A 17,071-nucleotide genomic window follows, 5' to 3' on the forward strand; every position below is an offset into this window, starting at 1 on the left:
CCCAGCGGCTTTTTTATGTTGTGGGCAGCTTCCGGCTTCAGCGCCTTTGTAAAATTTTTGCCGAAACAAGGAGAAGAGGCGAGGGTTTCCGAATTTAATACTATAGGTACTATCGCCTAGACAGAATTTGGGGGATGAGGGTTATAAGGCTGAAAGTACGGGAATATCCAAAGTATGGTATGCCCGCCAGTAGCCGATTATGAAGGGGGATTCTAATGAGTGTAAACAAAGCCAGGTATGACAGTTATCGTTCTGAACTTGATGCGGTAATTAAGAATATAGAGCACGTAATTGTAGGAAAGAAGCAGATTTCCGAGTTGAGCCTTGTTGCCCTGCTTGCCGGCGGGCATGTGCTGCTCGAAGACGTACCGGGTGTTGGTAAGACGATGATGGTGCGTGCGATCGCGAAATCCCTCGGCCTGCAGTTTAACCGGATTCAGTTTACCCCGGATCTGTTGCCTTCTGATATTACTGGTGTTTCCATCTTTAATCAAAAAGAAATGAATTTTGAATTCCGGCCCGGCCCGTTGATGGGCAATGTGGTTCTGGCCGATGAAATCAACCGTACCTCACCAAAGACACAGTCCGCCCTGCTTGAGTCCATGGAAGAAAAAAGCATAACGATCGATGGCCACACTCATATCCTTCCCAACCCTTTCTTTGTGATGGCTACTCAGAACCCGATTGAATATGAAGGAACCTATCCGCTTCCTGAAGCCCAATTGGACCGTTTTCTCCTGAAGCTCAACATGGGCTACCCCACTCCAGACGAAGAAATGTCCATACTCAACCTGATGATTCATGACCATCCCATTGATAACCTGAAGCCCGTTGTTACATCCGGGCAGCTGCAGGAGATGAAACAAAAAGTAACGGAAGTTTATGTGGACGACACCGTTAAAAAATACATTATTGATCTGGTCAATCGTACACGGAACCACCGCTCCATTTACCTCGGAGCAAGCCCGCGCGGATCGCTTGCGCTAATGAAGGCTTCCCAGGCGCTGGCGTTTATTATGGACCGCGATTTTGTGGTGCCGGACGATGTGAAATATCTTGCACCATACGTACTGACCCACCGGATCCTTTTAAAACCGGAAGCGCGGTTTGAAGGGGAGTCAGCAGAGTCTGTGGTTATGGAACTCTTAAACCGTGTTCCTGTACCGATTCAGAAAGGTCAGCATGCCAGATGAAACGATTAACATGGAAACTGGGCAGCAAGTACAAGACTCTACTTGGCCTGACCGGCATCATGATCCTGCTTGGACTGCTTTTTTCATACGCCATGTTCCAGGGAGGATTTGTAAGCTGGTTTCTGTTTTACAGCATGCTTCCGTTTGTGGCGTATACCATTACCATGGTATTCTATCCGCTTCATAAAATTGAAATCACCCGGACACTGAATAAAGATCTTATGATGGCGGGTGAGGAACTGGTGGTCACGATTGAACTGAAACGCAAGACGCCATTTCCGTTGTTCTATCTGATCATTCATGATGAAATTCCCGCCCCTTTATATAATGAAGCCCTGCATGACGGGGAGGAGGACCAGATTCATTCCCGCGTGCTGTTTTTTCCGTTGTTTAAAAAGAAGCTGGTCTATCTATACCGAATTAAGCCGGTACCAAGAGGCATATTTGAGCTGAACAGCATTTCGCTTCGGACCGGGGATGTTTTCGGTTTTGTTCAAAAGGAAATCAAGGTCCATCTTAGCGACCGGGTTTTTATCTATCCGCGCTACCAGGAAATTGAGCACCTGGAGATGGATAAACACCTCCAAAACGGGGTTCAAAAGTCAGGGAGAAATTCAATGACCGATTATACGTCAAGCGTGAGCATCAGGGATTATGTGCAAGGTGACCGTCTGTCCTGGCTGCATTGGAAGGCAAGCGCACGCTCCAATAAATTGGTCACAAAAGTGTTTGAACACCAGCGCAACAACGATTATGTCATCGTGCTCGACCAGTCCGCGCCGAGCTATAAAAATAACGACTCTCTATTTGAAAAGGCGGTGTCGTTTACTGCCTCCATCACCCATTATTCGGTGCAAAAAGGAGCATCACTCGGCCTTCACAGCAGCCGCAGCAAGCAGAGGGTGCCGATGAATACCGGTACTGACCATGAATGGCGGATTTTTCATGAGCTGGCAGGGATCCAGCCCCGTCTTCAGGAGCCTTTTTACGAATGGCTCCGGCGCGAGTTTAAGGAAGGCCGGCTGGAGAGCCGGACGGTTGTGGTCATTTCCCCGCTGCTGGATGATGTGATGATGAAGACACTGGAATTGGTTTCGGCCCGCCAGGCGAATGTGATTTTCTTTTACATGTCACCGAATGACAGACTTCATCCGCAGGAATTAACCTATATTCACCGGTTAAACAATGGTTTAATTCCGACCACAGCCATTTATGGGCCTTATTTCAATGAGGCGTTAAAGGCAGGTGCAAATCGTGCAAGCATTTAAAGAAAAACGGCCGTCGGCGCTTTATTCTCTTGTGCTTTATTTTCTGGGTTTCATGCTGCTGTGGGAGTGGCTCCGGCCGCTGAACCAGATTTCATCAACTGAAGACACCCACGTCTTTGTGGTGTTTACGGCGTTTTTGTTTTTGATCACCTATTTTCAATTGCCGTTGTGGATCTCATTTCCCATTAAATTCGTTGCCCTTTTGTATGCACTTCATTCCCTCTACTATCCGGATCTGTTTCTTTCCTTTCAATGGGTTCCACATCTGCTGGGAGATATCCAGGCCAACATGGCGATGATCTGGAGCCGGAGCTGGACCGAATTGTCCTCGATCACCCGGTCACTGCTGTTCCTCGTTTTGCTTTGGCTTGTAAGCTATCTGATGAATTACTGGCTCATGCAGACAAAGCGGATTTTTTTGTTTTTGTTCATGACCGTTTTTTACATTACCGTTCTTGATACGTTCACTCCGTATGATGCGAAGGTGGCGATTGTCCGGACCGTATTTATCGGACTCATTCTCGTCGGTATTCTCCGGATCATGAAGATTGTGGAGAAAGAAGGCTTTTCCCTGATGAAAGGCCGGTTTCCGGTGATGTGGATGGTGCCGCTGACGATAGTGATCGCTCTGTCGTCCACATTGGGGCTGCTCGCTCCAAAAGCGTCTCCGCAATGGCCGGATCCTGTACCATTTCTTTCTGCATTGAACAACTCGGATGAGGATATTCCGGGAAATGGCAACTCGTTTGGCCGCATCGGCTACGGCACCAATGACAGCCGGCTCGGCGGTCCATTCAAGTTTAATTATGATGAAGTGTTTACGGCAAAGGTGAAAGAGCGCCATTATTGGCGGGTGGAGACGAAGGATACGTATACCGGAAAAGGGTGGGAGAGCTCTGAGCGGGATGAACCGTTGTTTCTGAACCGGGACCATGTGGAATACAATGCATTGGGCTCTAACCTGATTGAACCGGGCGGGGCGGAAATGGAAAAGCAAAAAGCCTCCATTAAAATGACCAAACGGTATCCGTTTATTGTTTCCCCCGGGGTGATTACTTCGCTCCGTGCAAGGGAAGATGTGAATTTTCTGATGCATCCCCAAACCGGAAAAATCAATACGTTCAGCCAGAACCGTTCGACCGAACTGAAAAGCTATAAGATGGATTATGAACTGCCGCAGTATGATGAAAAAAGGCTGCGCGAAAGCGGGGGAGATTACCCGAGATATGTTTCCGGCCTTTACCTCCAGCTGCCGGCTGAACTGCCAAAACGTGTAAAGCAGCTTGCCGCCAAGGTGACCGGTAAACTGGATAATCCGTACGATAAAGCTAAAACCGTGGAAAACTATTTTGCTCTCAACAACTTTGGCTATGATACGGTCAATGTGCGGGCGCCGGAAAAGAATGAGGATTATGTGGACCAATTTTTGTTCAAGGCGCAAAAGGGGTACTGTGATAACTTTTCTTCTGCCATGGTGGTAATGCTGCGGTCAGTCGGCATTCCGGCCCGCTGGGTGAAAGGATTTACGTACGGTGAATACCAGGAAACGAATAAAGAATACAAAACCTACAAAATCACCAATGCCAATGCCCACTCCTGGCCGGAAGTATATTTTTCAGGAGTAGGCTGGGTCCCATTTGAACCGACACGCGGTTTTTCCAACCCGAGTTCTTTTGAAGAGGAAATTCAAAGCGCTGCCGCTCCTGCTGCTCCTGAAGTTTCAAAAGACAAGAAAAAGAACGAGATGAAACCGGAACAAAAAGAGCAGGGTTCGGATAAAGCGGCAAAGAAAAGCGATTCCGGTGTGAACATCGCCGGTTTTGTGACGCTGTTCCTTGTGTTGGCCGCTGTACTGATCGTCGTTTTATTCCGTAAAAAATGGCTGCGCCAATATTACATCTGGAAGTTCCGCCGGCAAAAAGGCACGGGTACCTTCGCAAAAGCGTACCACCGTCTTTTGTATCTGACTCAGCTGTACGGTTTAAAGCGCGACCCGGCCTTCACATTGAGGGAATATGCCGCCTATGTTGACCGTTCTCTTGATACGAAAGATATGAAAGTCCTGACATCTGCGTATGAATCGCTGCAATACGGAAGACGGGACAGCACGGATTACTGGAACGATACGAACCGCAAATTGTGGGAAAATTTAATTAAAAGGCTGCGGGGTTGACCGCCTGACAAGCCATTGTTAGAATGTGCTTAAGATATTATGCCGTATATATGATTCACCTTCGTATATCCTCGATAATAAGGATCGAGAGTCTCTACCGGGCCGCCGTAAATGGCCTGACTATGAAGGCAGGGTTCTTGATGTATAAGCCGGAATTCTGCCTTTGTTTTTTTTGTTGAAAAAACAGAGTCGGGATTCCGGTTTTTTTATAGGCAAAAGGATATACGGGGGTAAATATTGCAAATACTACGGAAAGATCAATAGATGGGGTGACAGAATGAATTTAGCCAATGAGATGATTGTCGTTTTAGATTTTGGAGGCCAATACAATCAGCTGATCGCAAGACGTATTCGTGATCTTGGCGTATACAGCGAACTGCTTCCGCACACGACCACTGCAGAGGAAATCAAAAAGCTGAATCCGAAGGGAATCATTTTCTCCGGCGGACCGAACAGCGTTTATGCAGAAAACTCGCCTTCCGCGGATGAAGCGATTTTTGACCTGGGAATTCCGGTACTCGGAATTTGCTACGGCATGCAGCTGATGAGCCACCACTTTGGCGGAAAAGTTGAACGCGCCAATCACCGTGAGTACGGAAAAGCAGAAATTACGATTGTGAACCAGTCCAAACTGTATCAGGACCTTCCGGAACAGCAGGTCGTTTGGATGAGCCACAGTGACCTTGTTCTTGCGCCACCGCAAGGATTCGTTACTGATGTAACAAGCGTTTCTTGCCCGGTTGCCGGGATGAGCGATGTTTCCCGCCATTTGTATGGCGTGCAGTTCCACCCGGAAGTGCGCCACAGCGAATACGGCAACGAACTGCTCCGCAACTTCATCTTCTCGATCTGTGAGTGCGAAGGTAACTGGACGATGGAAAACTGGATTGAGGACGAGCTTCAAAAAATCCGCGATATTGTCGGCGACAAGCGTGTTCTTTGTGCGCTTTCCGGCGGTGTGGATTCTTCCGTTGTTGCCGTGTTGATTCATAAAGCAATCGGTGACCAGCTGACGTGTATTTTTGTGGACCACGGTCTCCTTCGAAAAGGGGAAGCGGATAGTGTTATGAAAACGTTCAGTGAAGGTTTCCACATGAACGTCATCAAGGTCGATGCCAAGGACCGTTTCCTGGGCAAACTGAAAGGTGTTTCCGACCCTGAGAAAAAACGTAAAATCATTGGTAATGAATTCATTTATGTGTTTGATGAAGAAGCAAGCAAACTTAAAGGTGTGGACTATCTTGCCCAAGGAACGCTTTATACCGATATCGTGGAAAGCGGAACGGCTACAGCACAAACGATCAAGTCTCACCACAATGTTGGCGGGCTTCCTGAAGATATGCAATTTACATTGATTGAACCATTGAATACCCTCTTTAAAGACGAAGTCCGCAAAGTAGGAACAGAGCTTGGAATTCCTGACGCCATTGTTTGGCGCCAGCCATTCCCAGGACCTGGTCTTGGCATCCGTGTTCTTGGTGAAATTACGGATGAGAAGCTTGAAATCGTGCGTGAATCCGATTTTATTTTGCGTGACGAGATCGCCAAAGCAGGTCTTGAGCGTGATGTATGGCAGTACTTTACCGTTCTTCCGGACATTCGCAGCGTAGGCGTTATGGGTGATATGAGAACGTACGATTACACGATCGGTATCCGTGCCGTTACATCCGTTGACGGAATGACGTCCGATTGGGCCCGTATTCCGTATGAAGTGCTAGAGAAAATTTCCACACGCATTGTGAACGAAGTAGACCACATCAACCGCGTGGTGTATGACATTACGTCCAAGCCACCGGCAACAATCGAGTGGGAATAACAGCAAAATACGAACGTTAGATAATCTTACCAGAAAAATATTCGGAAATAGATTGACGAAACGTGTAGCAATTTGTATAATTTCCATGTATACAGTATAAAAGTCACAGGATCAAAGCTTTTGACCGCTTTTAACCGTGATGCTTAAGTCATTCGTATAAATTTGGGAATATGGCCCAAAAGTTTCTACCAGGCTGCCGTAAATGGCCTGACTACGAAGGTACATGGAATTGTATATGTGATTTGCAGCAGCTGCAGCAGATTTATCATATCTTTTTCCGTTCCCTTTGTATGTTAGCTCAAGGCAGAAACAAACGCCTTGAGCTTTTTTGTTTTTTCATATTAGAGAAATCAGGGGGATGAACATGAAGAATTACTTCAACTTCGACAAGCACGGTACCACGTACCGGAAAGAATTTATCGCAGGACTGACAACGTTCCTGTCCATGGCGTATATCCTTTTTATCAACCCGTCCGTGTTGGGTGAAACGGGCATGGACAAGGGTGCCGTATTTACCGCAACAGCTCTGGCTGCGGCATACGGAACGTTATTTATGGGGCTTGTGGCCAAATACCCGATCGCACTTGCGCCGGGAATGGGACTAAACGCGTTCTTTACGTTTTCCGTTGTGCTTGGCATGGGGATTCCTTGGCAGACCGCCCTTTCAGGTGTTTTGTTATCCGGACTTATCTTTATTGCGATCACCATTTTTAAAATTCGTGAAACGATCATCAACGCGATTCCGGTTGAACTAAAATACGCAACCGCATGCGGAATCGGTTTGTTTATTGCTTTTATCGGTTTAAAGAGTGCAGGGATTGTCGTATCCAATGAAGCAACATTTGTAGGGCTTGGCCACTTGACGAAGCCGGATACACTGCTTGCGATTTTCGGATTCATCGTAACGATTTTGATGGTTGTCCGCGGTGTGCGCGGCGGGATTTTTTACGGAATGGTTATTACGGCGGTTGTCGGCATGATCTTCGGACTGATCGATACACCTTCCAAAATTGTTGGTTCTGTTCCGAGCCTTGCGCCAACGTTTGGCGAAGCGTTCACGAACTTCGATAAAGTCTTTACGCCGCATATCATTGTCGTTGTGTTAACATTCTTCTTCGTTGATTTCTTTGATACGGCTGGAACGATCATGGCAGTAGCTAGCCAGGCCGGAATCATGAAAGACAACAAGCTTCCGCGTGCAGGACGCGCGTTGTTGGCGGATTCATCGGCAATTGTGGTTGGTGCAACTCTTGGTACATCATCCACCACCGCTTACATCGAGTCAGCCTCCGGTGTTGCAGCGGGCGGACGTACAGGTTTTACTTCTGTCGTAACGGGTTTGTTCCTATTATTAGCGTTGTTTTTCTCACCACTGTTGGTAGTAGTCACCCCAGCCGTAACCGCTCCGGCCTTGATCGTTGTCGGTGTGCTCATGGTTGGTGTGCTTGGCAAGATTGAATGGGAAAAGCTTGAGATTGCCGTACCGGCATTCCTGACGATCATCGCAATGCCGCTCACGTACTCAATTGCCACAGGGATTGCGCTCGGGTTTGTCATGTACCCGGTAACGATGCTTGTGAAGGGCCGCGCCAAAGAAATTCACCCGATCATGTATGTATTGTTTGTCATCTTCGTTTGTTACTTTGCTTTCTTGGTGGAGTAGGAAGATAAGTGAGGAGCCCGGACAGCTGTCCGGGCTTTTTTTGGTTTTTCACGGCTGGTTCGTTATGAAAATGACGTGATATGCAAGTAAGTCTTGTCGAACCGCAAGTAAATTGTGTCGAACCGCAAGTAAAAACGGCAGAGACGCAACTAATTCATGTCGAAGCGCAACTAAATCACCCAGCACCGCAAGTAAACTGTAGACGTCAAGTTGAATTTTACATTTTTTGCTCGTTTCCTTTTTACACTTCTGCTGAAAAAATGTTCTTCCGATTTTTCATCCGATGACTTTCCTCTTCTTCGCCTCCATGGATGACCTCCGCACGATGTAGTAAACGATCTAAAATAGCTGTGGTGATCCCTTGGTCTCCTATTAAATTGCCCCATTCATCTGGACTTTTGTTTGATGTCAAGATAATCGAACTTCGTTCGTACAAATGATTAATCAAATGAAAAAATAGGTTCGCTTCTCTCTGATCCATAGCCATATACATTAAATCATCAATGATCACAAGGTCGGCATTTCTAAGTCTTTTAAGCTGAACTTTAGATTTGTTCAGGTATTCTTCTGATTTTAGAAGCTGCACAAGTTCACCCATTGTGGCGAAATAAACATTGAACCCTCCATAAACAGCCTCGAGTCCAAGTCCAATTGCGATATACGTTTTTCCAATGCCAGGGGGACCGAGAAGGATCAAATTGTATTGTTGCTCGAGCCAGCTTAATTCCCGGAGTTGAGAGAGTTGGCGAGCAGTCAGAACGTTTTGTCCTTTTAGCTCAAACTCATCTAATGACTTCACGAAAGGAAAGCGTGCCCATTTCATTCTTTTCTCAAGGCTTTTCGCTTCACGTTTGGCTAATTCATATCGGGTAATAGACTCTAAAAATTCCAAGTAGGTCCATGATGCTTTTTCAGCTTCACGAAGAAGCTGCGGCAGCTCCTCCGCCGTTTCTGCTAGACGGAGTTGACGGAATTGATCTTGTAATTCATGTACCGTCTTGTTCATTATGCTCTACCTCCTAAAATGCTGGTGTACGCATTGAGAGAACGGGTAGAGGCTTTGATATGAGAGTGTTTTGGCGATCTCGTGTAAAAGGATTGTACTTCTTCAGCCGGTTCACCTTGTAATGTATCAAGATGATGAGCGATATCACGAAAATCATTCGCATTGTAAAGCTTCTCTGTCATGCACTTGGTCAAAACAGAATCAACTAACGCTGGATACTGTTGGATTACCTTATAGATAATCGAAAACTGGTCTCGATGATACCTTGGGTATCTTTGACTAATTTCATCTAAGTATGCAGCTGCCTGAACCTGATCTTCAAAGTGAGACATGAGGCGTTGCTTAAGCTCCTTAATGCCTTTAAAGCGATCTCGGGTATGGTGGCGGTTTTGAATAAGTTTTCCCTTTTCCGAGCTGATCACATGCTCGGCAATCACTTCACCATTTGCTTCTCTACGTATGACAAGGGTCTTGTGATCTTCTTCCTTCACTTCAATCCAAACAAGGTTCTCACTCATCGTTTGATAAGTCCCGAGAGGGACGGAATAACGGTTAGACTTATACCGGATCGTATTGTCCTTGCTTATACTTCTTGTTATACTTTGGTTATTGGTACTTTCATATGAAAGTAACGAAGAGACTGGCTGTAAGTGTTGCTTTTCGAGGAGAAACACTTCTGCTGGTCTTTTTTTTGTTGTCTGGTGAACCTGATGGTTTCCAGTCCGCTCAAGCCATTGTCTTGCTCGTTCATTCCAATCTTCTATATCACTAAATACACGGCTGTCAGCGAAATTGCCTTTTACGTATTTCACGACATTTTCAATCATACCTTTAGATTCTGGGTCAGCTCTTCTACACAGGTGAATTTTGAAATTACGCTCGTTTACATAGCTTTGAAATTCAGCTGTTAAAAGCAGTTGTCCTGCATTTTCACTCACTGAGATTAAATGATCCTGATCATAGACAATCTCTTCTGTTCGCCCTCCATAGAATTGAAATGCATTTTCGTGACAACGAATCGCATCTCTTGTGGTAAATGGGCGCGCTTGCCATTCCATATATTTATGTCGGGAGCTAGCGAGCACAAAGGCAATAAAGTACAGTTTGATTTCTTTGTTGTTTACTGTTTTCTGTTTTGTTTCTCCCCAGTCTACCTGTAGTTGTTTACCCATGGGTTGTTCAGGAACTGCTTCGTATTGACGGACAATCACCTTTTTATTAATCTGATAGACTTCTCGAATACCTCTCACATATGTTCTTACAGTACTTCCACCGACCACTAGGTCGGGGTATCTCTCTAATAGCCAATCATGTATCTGAGCACTGCTTAGGTGGGGATACTCTTCTAGCCAGGCAAGTATCCAGTCCTTATAGTGATCTAGTTTTTTCTTCTTTCCCAAAGGCTGTTCAGTATAGGCTCTCGCTTCATCGAATGTCATTTCTAAATACTTATAGACAGTCGGTCTTGAGATCTTAAGCTCTTTAGCGATTTGCGCTACTTTAAACTTTCTCTTATGTAATTCCTGAATCTTTATATATAACACTAACTTCTCCTCCAAAACCTTACCCTCCAGTAAAATAACGTCACGATCTATTTTACTAAAGCAGTAGGTTGATTGAGCAAAAGTGTAAAATCCTATCGAGCAAAAAGTGTCAACTTTATTCTAGCGTTTACATAAACACAGCCCACTACCGCAAACCCCCAAAAATCATCTGGAAAACACTGTATTAAAAAACAGGAAATAGGGAAATAGTCACATAGTAAGCTGGATTGCTCTTCTGACCTACACTTTTCCAGCTTTTTTTCTTACAATATAGAGTAGGAACTAACTAAAACTATTAAACTAGGGGACGGAAAATAAATGGATTATCGCCTTCAAGCAACACAACAAACACCCGCGTATATTATGTACTTGCTCGACATCAGTGCCTCGATGAACCAGTTGATGGATGCGGGGAACGGCCAGGAAAAAAGACGGATCGATGTCGTGACGAGCGCGCTGAACTCAGCCATCCGGCAAATGGTGTTCCGGTCAACAAAAGGAAGCCGGCTAAGCCCGCGCTATAAGGTTTCGATTCTGGCCTACAGTGACAATGTTTTTGATGTGCTCGGCGGCATTAAGAGCATTGATGAGCTTGCCCGCATGAAGCCGCTCGATAATGTGCAGACCCAGCGTCTGACAAATACGGCCAAGGCATTTTCCGCTGCGGAAAAAATTCTGCTTCAGGAACTGGACAAGATGCAGGATTGTCCGGCACCTTTAATTTGCCACATGACTGACGGTGCTTATACAGGAGAGGATCCTGAGCCGATTGTGCAGCGGATCATGAATCTTACCGTGCCGGATGGCAAAGTGCTTGTGGAAAATATTTTTATCTCGGACGAAATTTTGTCCAAGCCTATTGAGAATTCGAAAAAATGGCCGGGCATCATGTATGAAACCGTGCTGGATGAAGACTATGGCAACAAGCTGAAGCGTCTGTCGAGCCCGCTGCCGGAAAGCTACCGTGAAATGATGATCGAAACCGGCTATAAAATTGAACCGGGAGCGCTGATGATGCTGCCGGGCACGAATGCCGATCTGGTTTCTCTTGGCTTTCAGATGTCTGCTGCCACACCTGTACGATAAAAAATCAAACCGGTTTGAGGTGAATTCATGTACACGTTCTACAGTGACCAAAAGAAAGAAACGCCGGTATCCTCTGTGTACCGGGATCCTTTTTCGATACGATATGGCTATGCCCGGGCGAACGAGACTCAGGAAGCAGACGATTTCGGACAGGATTTTCTCGCATTTGAAGTGAAGGAGAGAAGCCTTGTGTTTGCCGTGTGCGACGGGGTCAGCCTGTCGTTTTGCGGAGATTTGGCTGCACGCTTTTTATCCGAAGAGCTTCTTCAATGGCTGGGAAGCCAGACGCCTGAAGAGTTAAAGGACGAGTCCTTAATCAAAGAAAAACTGACAAAACACCTCGGGAAGCTGACGGCCAAAGGGACAGAGGCGATCAGAAGGCATCGGCTGCCGGGATCGATGCCGCCCATCCTGAGGGAAGTGCTGGAGGAGAAGCGGACAAACGGCAGTGAGACGATGTTTTTGTGCGGGCGGATCGACATGGCCGATGATATCACGCATGAGGCTCACGTTTTTCTCGCTTCATCCGGAGATTTGCGGCTCAGGCTCTGGGGTGAGGCTGAAGAGATTTCTAATCCGCACATCACTTCGGATACGAAAAAGCGCTGGTCCACTAAAGACGGCATCATCGGCGGGGAGATTCAAATCGCAACGGGAAACATGCTTAAAGACACACGGCGGATTGCGGTTTATTCGGATGGATTTTCAACGATCGATGGTTTGAACACATTGCCTTCGACCGATCAGCTGCAGATTCTTGTGAAAAAGTCGCTGCAATCCCCATTAAGTGATGATCTTTCCTTTTTGGATATCGCCTGGTAGGAGGAAGAAGTATGGAAGACATTATTTTGACGTTTATACATAATGACCAGGAGCGGGATTTGCGCCTGCCCAATCATCTGGAAAGCAAAAAAATCGCCGAGGCACTTCATGAATGGCTCGGGTTTGAACGGGGCTGGGGAGAGGAGCCCTATGACCTGGAGTACTCGTTTAACCAGAAGAACTGGTTCCGGCTGGAGAAAAAGAAATCGCTGAGCGAGGCAGGTATCTGGGACGGAGCATTTATGCGATTTTGCCGGGAAGGACAGTCGTCTCTCCCAAAAGAAGATGACTTTGTTGCCGATGACGATACAGAAGAGGATCAGGCTCAGGTTCAGGCCGAAAGCGGCTATGCCTGGAAGATTATTGAATAGGAGGGAACGGGATGAGAAAATCGCCGTATTTTAAACGGGCACCGCGGCTTAAGCTGGCAATGCCGTCAGGAAGAATGGTCGTCCACCGCCCGAAAGCGGAACCGAGCGAACCGAAGTTTTCGTTCGAGTCGATGATCATACCCATCTTTCTGACACTCGCCACGGTCGGGATCATGTACTACATCTCAAAAACGATGTACAACAGCGCGAGCTATGCCATTTTTATGATGGCGATGAGTATACCGATGCTTGGCTCATACATTGCGACAATCGTGATCCATTTCAGGAAAAAGAAAACGTACCGGCTGGAAGTGGAACAGCTGCACAACGAATATTACGAACAGATCAAAAAGCATCATGCCGAAATTGAAGATTTGAAAAACAGGCAGTCCCAGTTTTTGCGGGACAAAGATCCGAACCCTCAGGATTGTGTACGCAGGATTGCCGACCGCAAAAGCTCGCTCTGGGAACGGGCGTATAACTCTGAAGACTTTATGGATTTGAGGTTTGGCCTTGGCTCCCGACCGTTTCAGATGGAGATCGAGGTGCCGGCGCAGGATGGGTATGACGTGAACCCGCTGATTGCAGAGGCGCAAAAGCTGCAGACCGACTACCGGGAGCTTCAGAATGTGCCAGTCTCCATTCCGCTGCAGGAAAAGCGCGTGGTCGGATTGGTCGGGGACCGCGGAGATATCCTTGAGATGGCCCGTGTGCTGGCGCTTCAGCTCGTCACGCACCAGTCGCCGGAAGAGGTCAAGCTGGTTACCGCTTATACGGAAAATGAGAGTGAGCAGTGGGGCTGGATGAAGTGGCTTCCGCACGTGTGGGATGAAGACCGCGAACGCCGCTATTCAGCAGAAGGAAAGCTCATGGCCCAGAAGCTGTTTGAGCGGCTCTACAGCAAGCTCAATATCCGCCGTCTCGAGCAGGAGGGAAAAGACAACAATGATGTTACCCACATTCCCGAGTATGTGTTCTTTTTGCCAAGCCTGGCGCTGTTGGAGGATGATTCCCTCCTGCCGCTCATTTTAAAGCAAGGGGACGCGATCGGTGCGTCTGCCGTGCTGATGGCTCCGGCAAAGGAAGCCCTTCCGATGGAGTGCGAGCTTATTGTGGAAGTGCGGGACGGTGTGGCCCAGCTCTATGAAACCTTCTCAAATGACGAGGATGAAGTGGTTTATTTTACCGGTTCCGAAAAAATTGCCATTGATCATTTCTCGCTCATTGAAGCGCAGAACATGTCACGGATGATTGCACCGCTCAGGGTGAAGCAGTCTTCGGCCGGCGTGATTCCAAAAGTGCTTTCCTTCCTTGATATGTACGGTGTAAAAAAGGTGGAAGAGCTTGATGTGATCAACAAATGGAACGAAAACCGCTATCCGGACACGCTGCCGGTTCCGATCGGTGTAAGAGAAGGGCGTAAACCGGTTTATTTGAACATACACGACAAGATTGAAAAGAAGGGGCATGGGCCACACGGATTGATGGCGGGTACGACCGGTTCCGGTAAGAGTGAGGTCATCCAGTCGATGATCCTTTCGCTTGCGGCCACTTACCATCCGCATGACATGGCGTTCATGCTGATCGACTATAAAGGCGGCGGAATGTCCAACACGTTTCAGGGACTGCCGCATGTGGTGGCGACCATCACGAACCTGGAGGATCCGAACCTGATCAACCGGGCCAAAATATCGCTTCGCGCCGAGCTTGAACGTCGGCAGAAGCTGTTCAACCGTGCGGGCAACATCCAGCATATTGATGAATACTTCAAGTCCGAGTGGAAGACGAAGGAACCGCTGCCTCACTTGTTCATTATCATTGATGAATTTGCCCAGCTGAAAAAAGACCAGCCAGAGTTCATGGACGAGCTTATTTCCATTGCGGCGATCGGACGTACGCTTGGGGTCCATCTTCTGCTGGCCACCCAAAAGCCGGCCGGAGTGGTCGACGATAAAATCTGGAGTAACTCACGGTTCCGAGTTTGTCTGCGCGTGCAGGATGACAATGACAGCCGCGAGATGATCAAGATTCCGAACGCCTCGAGCATCAATGTGCCGGGCCGTGCCTATTTTCAGGTCGGCAATAATGAAGTACTCGAATACTTCCAGTCCGCGTGGAGCGGTGCCAGCTATCATCCGGAAAACGATGAGGAAAACAATATCGTCACCATTTCAGAAGTGAAGCTGGATGGGACGGATGAAGTGCAGAAGAAAATTAAAACCGACAGCAAAACGGCGGAAAAGCAGATTCAGGTGCTCATCCGTTATATGAAGGAAGAAGCGGAAAAGAACGGGGTTCAGCCGCTTCCGGGACCATGGCTGCAGCCGCTGCCGGAAAACTTGCCAATCACCTATCTGGTCGAAACAGACAAGTGGACGTCAGATACTTGGAATGAGGAAGGCAAATGGATGGAACCTGCCGCCGGTATTATTGATGACGTGGAAAATCAGGATCAGTATCCGCTCCATATTGATTTGAAGGAAGGGCACCTGATGGCATTTGGCATGCCGGGAACAGGGAAAACAACGTTTCTGCAGTCGTTGCTGCTGTCGCTGTTCCATCATCACGGTCCGCGTGATCTGTACACCTATATTATTGACTTCAGCCGGCAGATGAAGGACTTTTCCCGTTTTCCGCAGGTGGGCGGTGTGGTGCATGAAGAAGATACCGAAAAAATGCAGCGGCTGTTCCGTTATTTCTTGAAGGAACTGCAGGTGCGCAAAGAGCTTTTTTCCAATGAAGGCGTCAGTTCTCTGGAAACGTACCGCAGCATCACGAAGAAATCGCTGCCGGTGCTATTGCTCTGCATTGATGGCTATCACCGGTTCCGGTCCACGTTTGAGTTTGAAAATGAGAAGCTCGAAACCATCCTGCGAGAAGGAGCCACATACGGCATCCTCGTGTTTGTGACGGCGAACCAGACCAATGACATGTACGAACGCTATCGAAGCAATTTCACGTCCATGGTGGCGTTCGAGCTTGCGGATCCGACCGACTATTACTATGCGGTCGGACGGCCGAACTTTGAAGCAGTCAACCTGCCTGAGGGCCGGGGCTTTGTGAAGGGCCACAATCCGCCGCATATTTTTCAGGCGATGCTTCCTTACAATGGCGGCAGCGAGCTTGAGAAGGTATCCTTTATCCGCGAGCTATCAGGAAAAATGATGGAGGAAGCGAAGAACGAGCGGGCCAAGCCGATCCAGATGCTGCCGAGCGAAATTTCGCTCAACCGGCTGCTTGATGAGTTTCCGCCTGCCGATACTAAGCTTTTGCCGTACGGTATTGATGTGGAAGATCTCGATATTCAGTCGCTGGATCTGGATGACGCGGACCATGTCTTTGTGACGGGGCGTGTGGAATCCGGCAAAACGTCACTGCTGCAGTCCCTGACCTTGTCCATGATGTACCAGTACCGACCGGATCAGATCGATCTCTATTTGATTGAAATGGAGCCGCAATCCAAGGGAATCATGAGTATGGCCAGCTTTCCGCATGTTAAAGGGTATGCCACTGATTTTATGCAGGCGAAGGAGCTGATTAACGAAATCGCCGCTAAAATGGACGAGCGCAAGACCGACAGCCTTTCCTTTGGGTGGGGAAGCGGCCAGGAAGACAATGCGTACTCGCCAGTCGTCATTGTGATCGATGATGCAGAAAATTTCATGCAGCAGATGAACATGGATTTTGAAATCAAGGATCACTTGGAAAAGCTGACGAGAGAAGCACGGCAGAAGAACATTCACTTTATGATGGCCGGTTCGCTTACGAGCATGAACAGTTATATGCATGATGCGTGGTTCATGAACATCAAGAAAAAGTTTGCCGGATTCCTGCTGGGCTCTACCTTAAGCAACGACCTGTACTTCTTTAACATGCGTCTTCCGCACGCTGAGACCGATAAGGAGCTTCCTGCAGGTGACGGCTATATTATTAAAGGAAAGCATACGAGGATCAAGGCGGCCCTTCCGTTTATAACGGCCGAAGAACAGCACCAATGGGAGTCTATAGTCCGTGAGAAAAACCAAGTTTTAGAAATGTAAGAGTGGTCAGGCAGGTACATGTGTACCAAATTGCATAGGAAAAAAGGATGAAAAAGGGTTTCAGATGTTTCTAACTGGGTAAATGTATT

Annotated in this window: 11 protein-coding genes and 2 riboswitches; of the genes, 9 read left to right on the plus strand and 2 right to left on the minus strand. The window is 47.5% G+C overall.

Going from position 1 to position 17,071, the window contains the following annotated elements:
- Window positions 1-215 precede the first annotated feature (215 nt).
- From QNH15_RS01945 to QNH15_RS01965, 5 genes are all read left to right on the plus strand, one after another.
- Window positions 216-1,193 carry an AAA family ATPase gene (locus QNH15_RS01945; protein WP_283892164.1) on the plus strand — a complete coding sequence of 326 codons (978 nt, stop codon included), beginning with the start codon at window positions 216-218 and terminating at the stop codon, window positions 1,191-1,193.
- A complete protein-coding gene (locus QNH15_RS01950; RefSeq protein ID WP_283892165.1) occupies window positions 1,190-2,461 on the plus strand; it encodes a DUF58 domain-containing protein in 1,272 nt (423 codons plus the stop codon). The genes QNH15_RS01945 and QNH15_RS01950 overlap by 4 nt, the downstream gene beginning before the upstream one ends.
- Window positions 2,448-4,634 carry a DUF4129 domain-containing transglutaminase family protein gene (locus QNH15_RS01955; RefSeq protein ID WP_283892167.1) on the plus strand — a complete coding sequence of 729 codons (2,187 nt, stop codon included), beginning with the start codon at window positions 2,448-2,450 and terminating at the stop codon, window positions 4,632-4,634. The genes QNH15_RS01950 and QNH15_RS01955 overlap by 14 nt, the downstream gene beginning before the upstream one ends.
- Window positions 4,635-4,675: 41 nt before the next feature.
- Window positions 4,676-4,777: riboswitch (purine riboswitch) on the plus strand.
- Between the two features lie 134 nt (window positions 4,778-4,911).
- Window positions 4,912-6,450: a glutamine-hydrolyzing GMP synthase gene (gene guaA, locus QNH15_RS01960; protein WP_283892169.1), complete on the plus strand. Its 1,539-nt coding sequence runs from the start codon at window positions 4,912-4,914 to the stop codon at window positions 6,448-6,450.
- Between the two features lie 132 nt (window positions 6,451-6,582).
- A riboswitch (purine riboswitch) is annotated at window positions 6,583-6,684 on the plus strand.
- A 130-nt stretch (window positions 6,685-6,814) separates the two neighbouring features.
- A complete protein-coding gene (locus QNH15_RS01965; protein WP_283892171.1) occupies window positions 6,815-8,113 on the plus strand; it encodes an NCS2 family permease in 1,299 nt (432 codons plus the stop codon).
- 241 nt (window positions 8,114-8,354) lie between these two features.
- Here the strand turns inward: QNH15_RS01965 and istB are convergent, their stop codons facing one another.
- Both istB and istA read right to left on the minus strand, forming a co-directional pair.
- Window positions 8,355-9,119 carry an IS21-like element IS643 family helper ATPase IstB gene (istB, locus tag QNH15_RS01970; protein ID WP_283889660.1) on the minus strand — a complete coding sequence of 255 codons (765 nt, stop codon included), beginning with the start codon at window positions 9,117-9,119 and terminating at the stop codon, window positions 8,355-8,357.
- Window positions 9,119-10,663: an IS21 family transposase gene (gene istA / locus QNH15_RS01975; RefSeq protein WP_283895387.1), complete on the minus strand. Its 1,545-nt coding sequence runs from the start codon at window positions 10,661-10,663 to the stop codon at window positions 9,119-9,121. Before istA ends, istB begins: the two co-directional genes overlap by 1 nt.
- 318 nt (window positions 10,664-10,981) lie before the next feature.
- Between istA and QNH15_RS01980 the strand changes: the two genes are divergently transcribed.
- The 4 genes from QNH15_RS01980 to essC are packed head-to-tail and all read left to right on the plus strand — an operon-like array spanning window position 10,982 to window position 16,982.
- Window positions 10,982-11,749 carry a vWA domain-containing protein gene (locus QNH15_RS01980; protein ID WP_283892173.1) on the plus strand — a complete coding sequence of 256 codons (768 nt, stop codon included), beginning with the start codon at window positions 10,982-10,984 and terminating at the stop codon, window positions 11,747-11,749.
- 27 nt (window positions 11,750-11,776) lie between these two features.
- Entirely contained in the window at window positions 11,777-12,571 is a 795-nt protein-coding gene (locus QNH15_RS01985) for a hypothetical protein (RefSeq protein ID WP_283892174.1), read from the plus strand.
- A gap of 11 nt (window positions 12,572-12,582) precedes the next feature.
- Window positions 12,583-12,942, plus strand: coding sequence for a ubiquitin family protein (locus tag QNH15_RS01990; RefSeq protein ID WP_129478243.1), 360 nt, complete (start codon window positions 12,583-12,585; stop codon window positions 12,940-12,942).
- Between the two features lie 11 nt (window positions 12,943-12,953).
- The gene (gene essC / locus QNH15_RS01995) at window positions 12,954-16,982 is read left to right on the plus strand and encodes a type VII secretion protein EssC (protein WP_283892176.1); all 4,029 of its coding nucleotides are present in this window, start codon (window positions 12,954-12,956) and stop codon (window positions 16,980-16,982) included.
- The last annotated feature ends 89 nt before the right edge of the window (window positions 16,983-17,071 follow it).

The sequence above is a fragment of the Fictibacillus enclensis genome (genome assembly GCF_030123385.1).
In the GTDB taxonomy this organism is placed as follows: domain Bacteria; phylum Bacillota; class Bacilli; order Bacillales; family Fictibacillaceae; genus Fictibacillus_C; species Fictibacillus_C enclensis.

Coding starts and splice junctions, on each gene's coding strand:
- QNH15_RS01945 (WP_283892164.1), top strand. CDS start 216: ATGAGTGTAAACAAAGCCAGGTATGACAGTTATCGTTCTGAACTTGAT.
- QNH15_RS01950 (WP_283892165.1), top strand. CDS start 1,190: ATGAAACGATTAACATGGAAACTGGGCAGCAAGTACAAGACTCTACTT.
- guaA (WP_283892169.1), top strand. CDS start 4,912: ATGAATTTAGCCAATGAGATGATTGTCGTTTTAGATTTTGGAGGCCAA.
- QNH15_RS01965 (WP_283892171.1), top strand. CDS start 6,815: ATGAAGAATTACTTCAACTTCGACAAGCACGGTACCACGTACCGGAAA.
- istB (WP_283889660.1), bottom strand. CDS start 9,119: ATGAACAAGACGGTACATGAATTACAAGATCAATTCCGTCAACTCCGT.
- QNH15_RS01980 (WP_283892173.1), top strand. CDS start 10,982: ATGGATTATCGCCTTCAAGCAACACAACAAACACCCGCGTATATTATG.
- QNH15_RS01985 (WP_283892174.1), top strand. CDS start 11,777: ATGTACACGTTCTACAGTGACCAAAAGAAAGAAACGCCGGTATCCTCT.
- QNH15_RS01990 (WP_129478243.1), top strand. CDS start 12,583: ATGGAAGACATTATTTTGACGTTTATACATAATGACCAGGAGCGGGAT.
- essC (WP_283892176.1), top strand. CDS start 12,954: ATGAGAAAATCGCCGTATTTTAAACGGGCACCGCGGCTTAAGCTGGCA.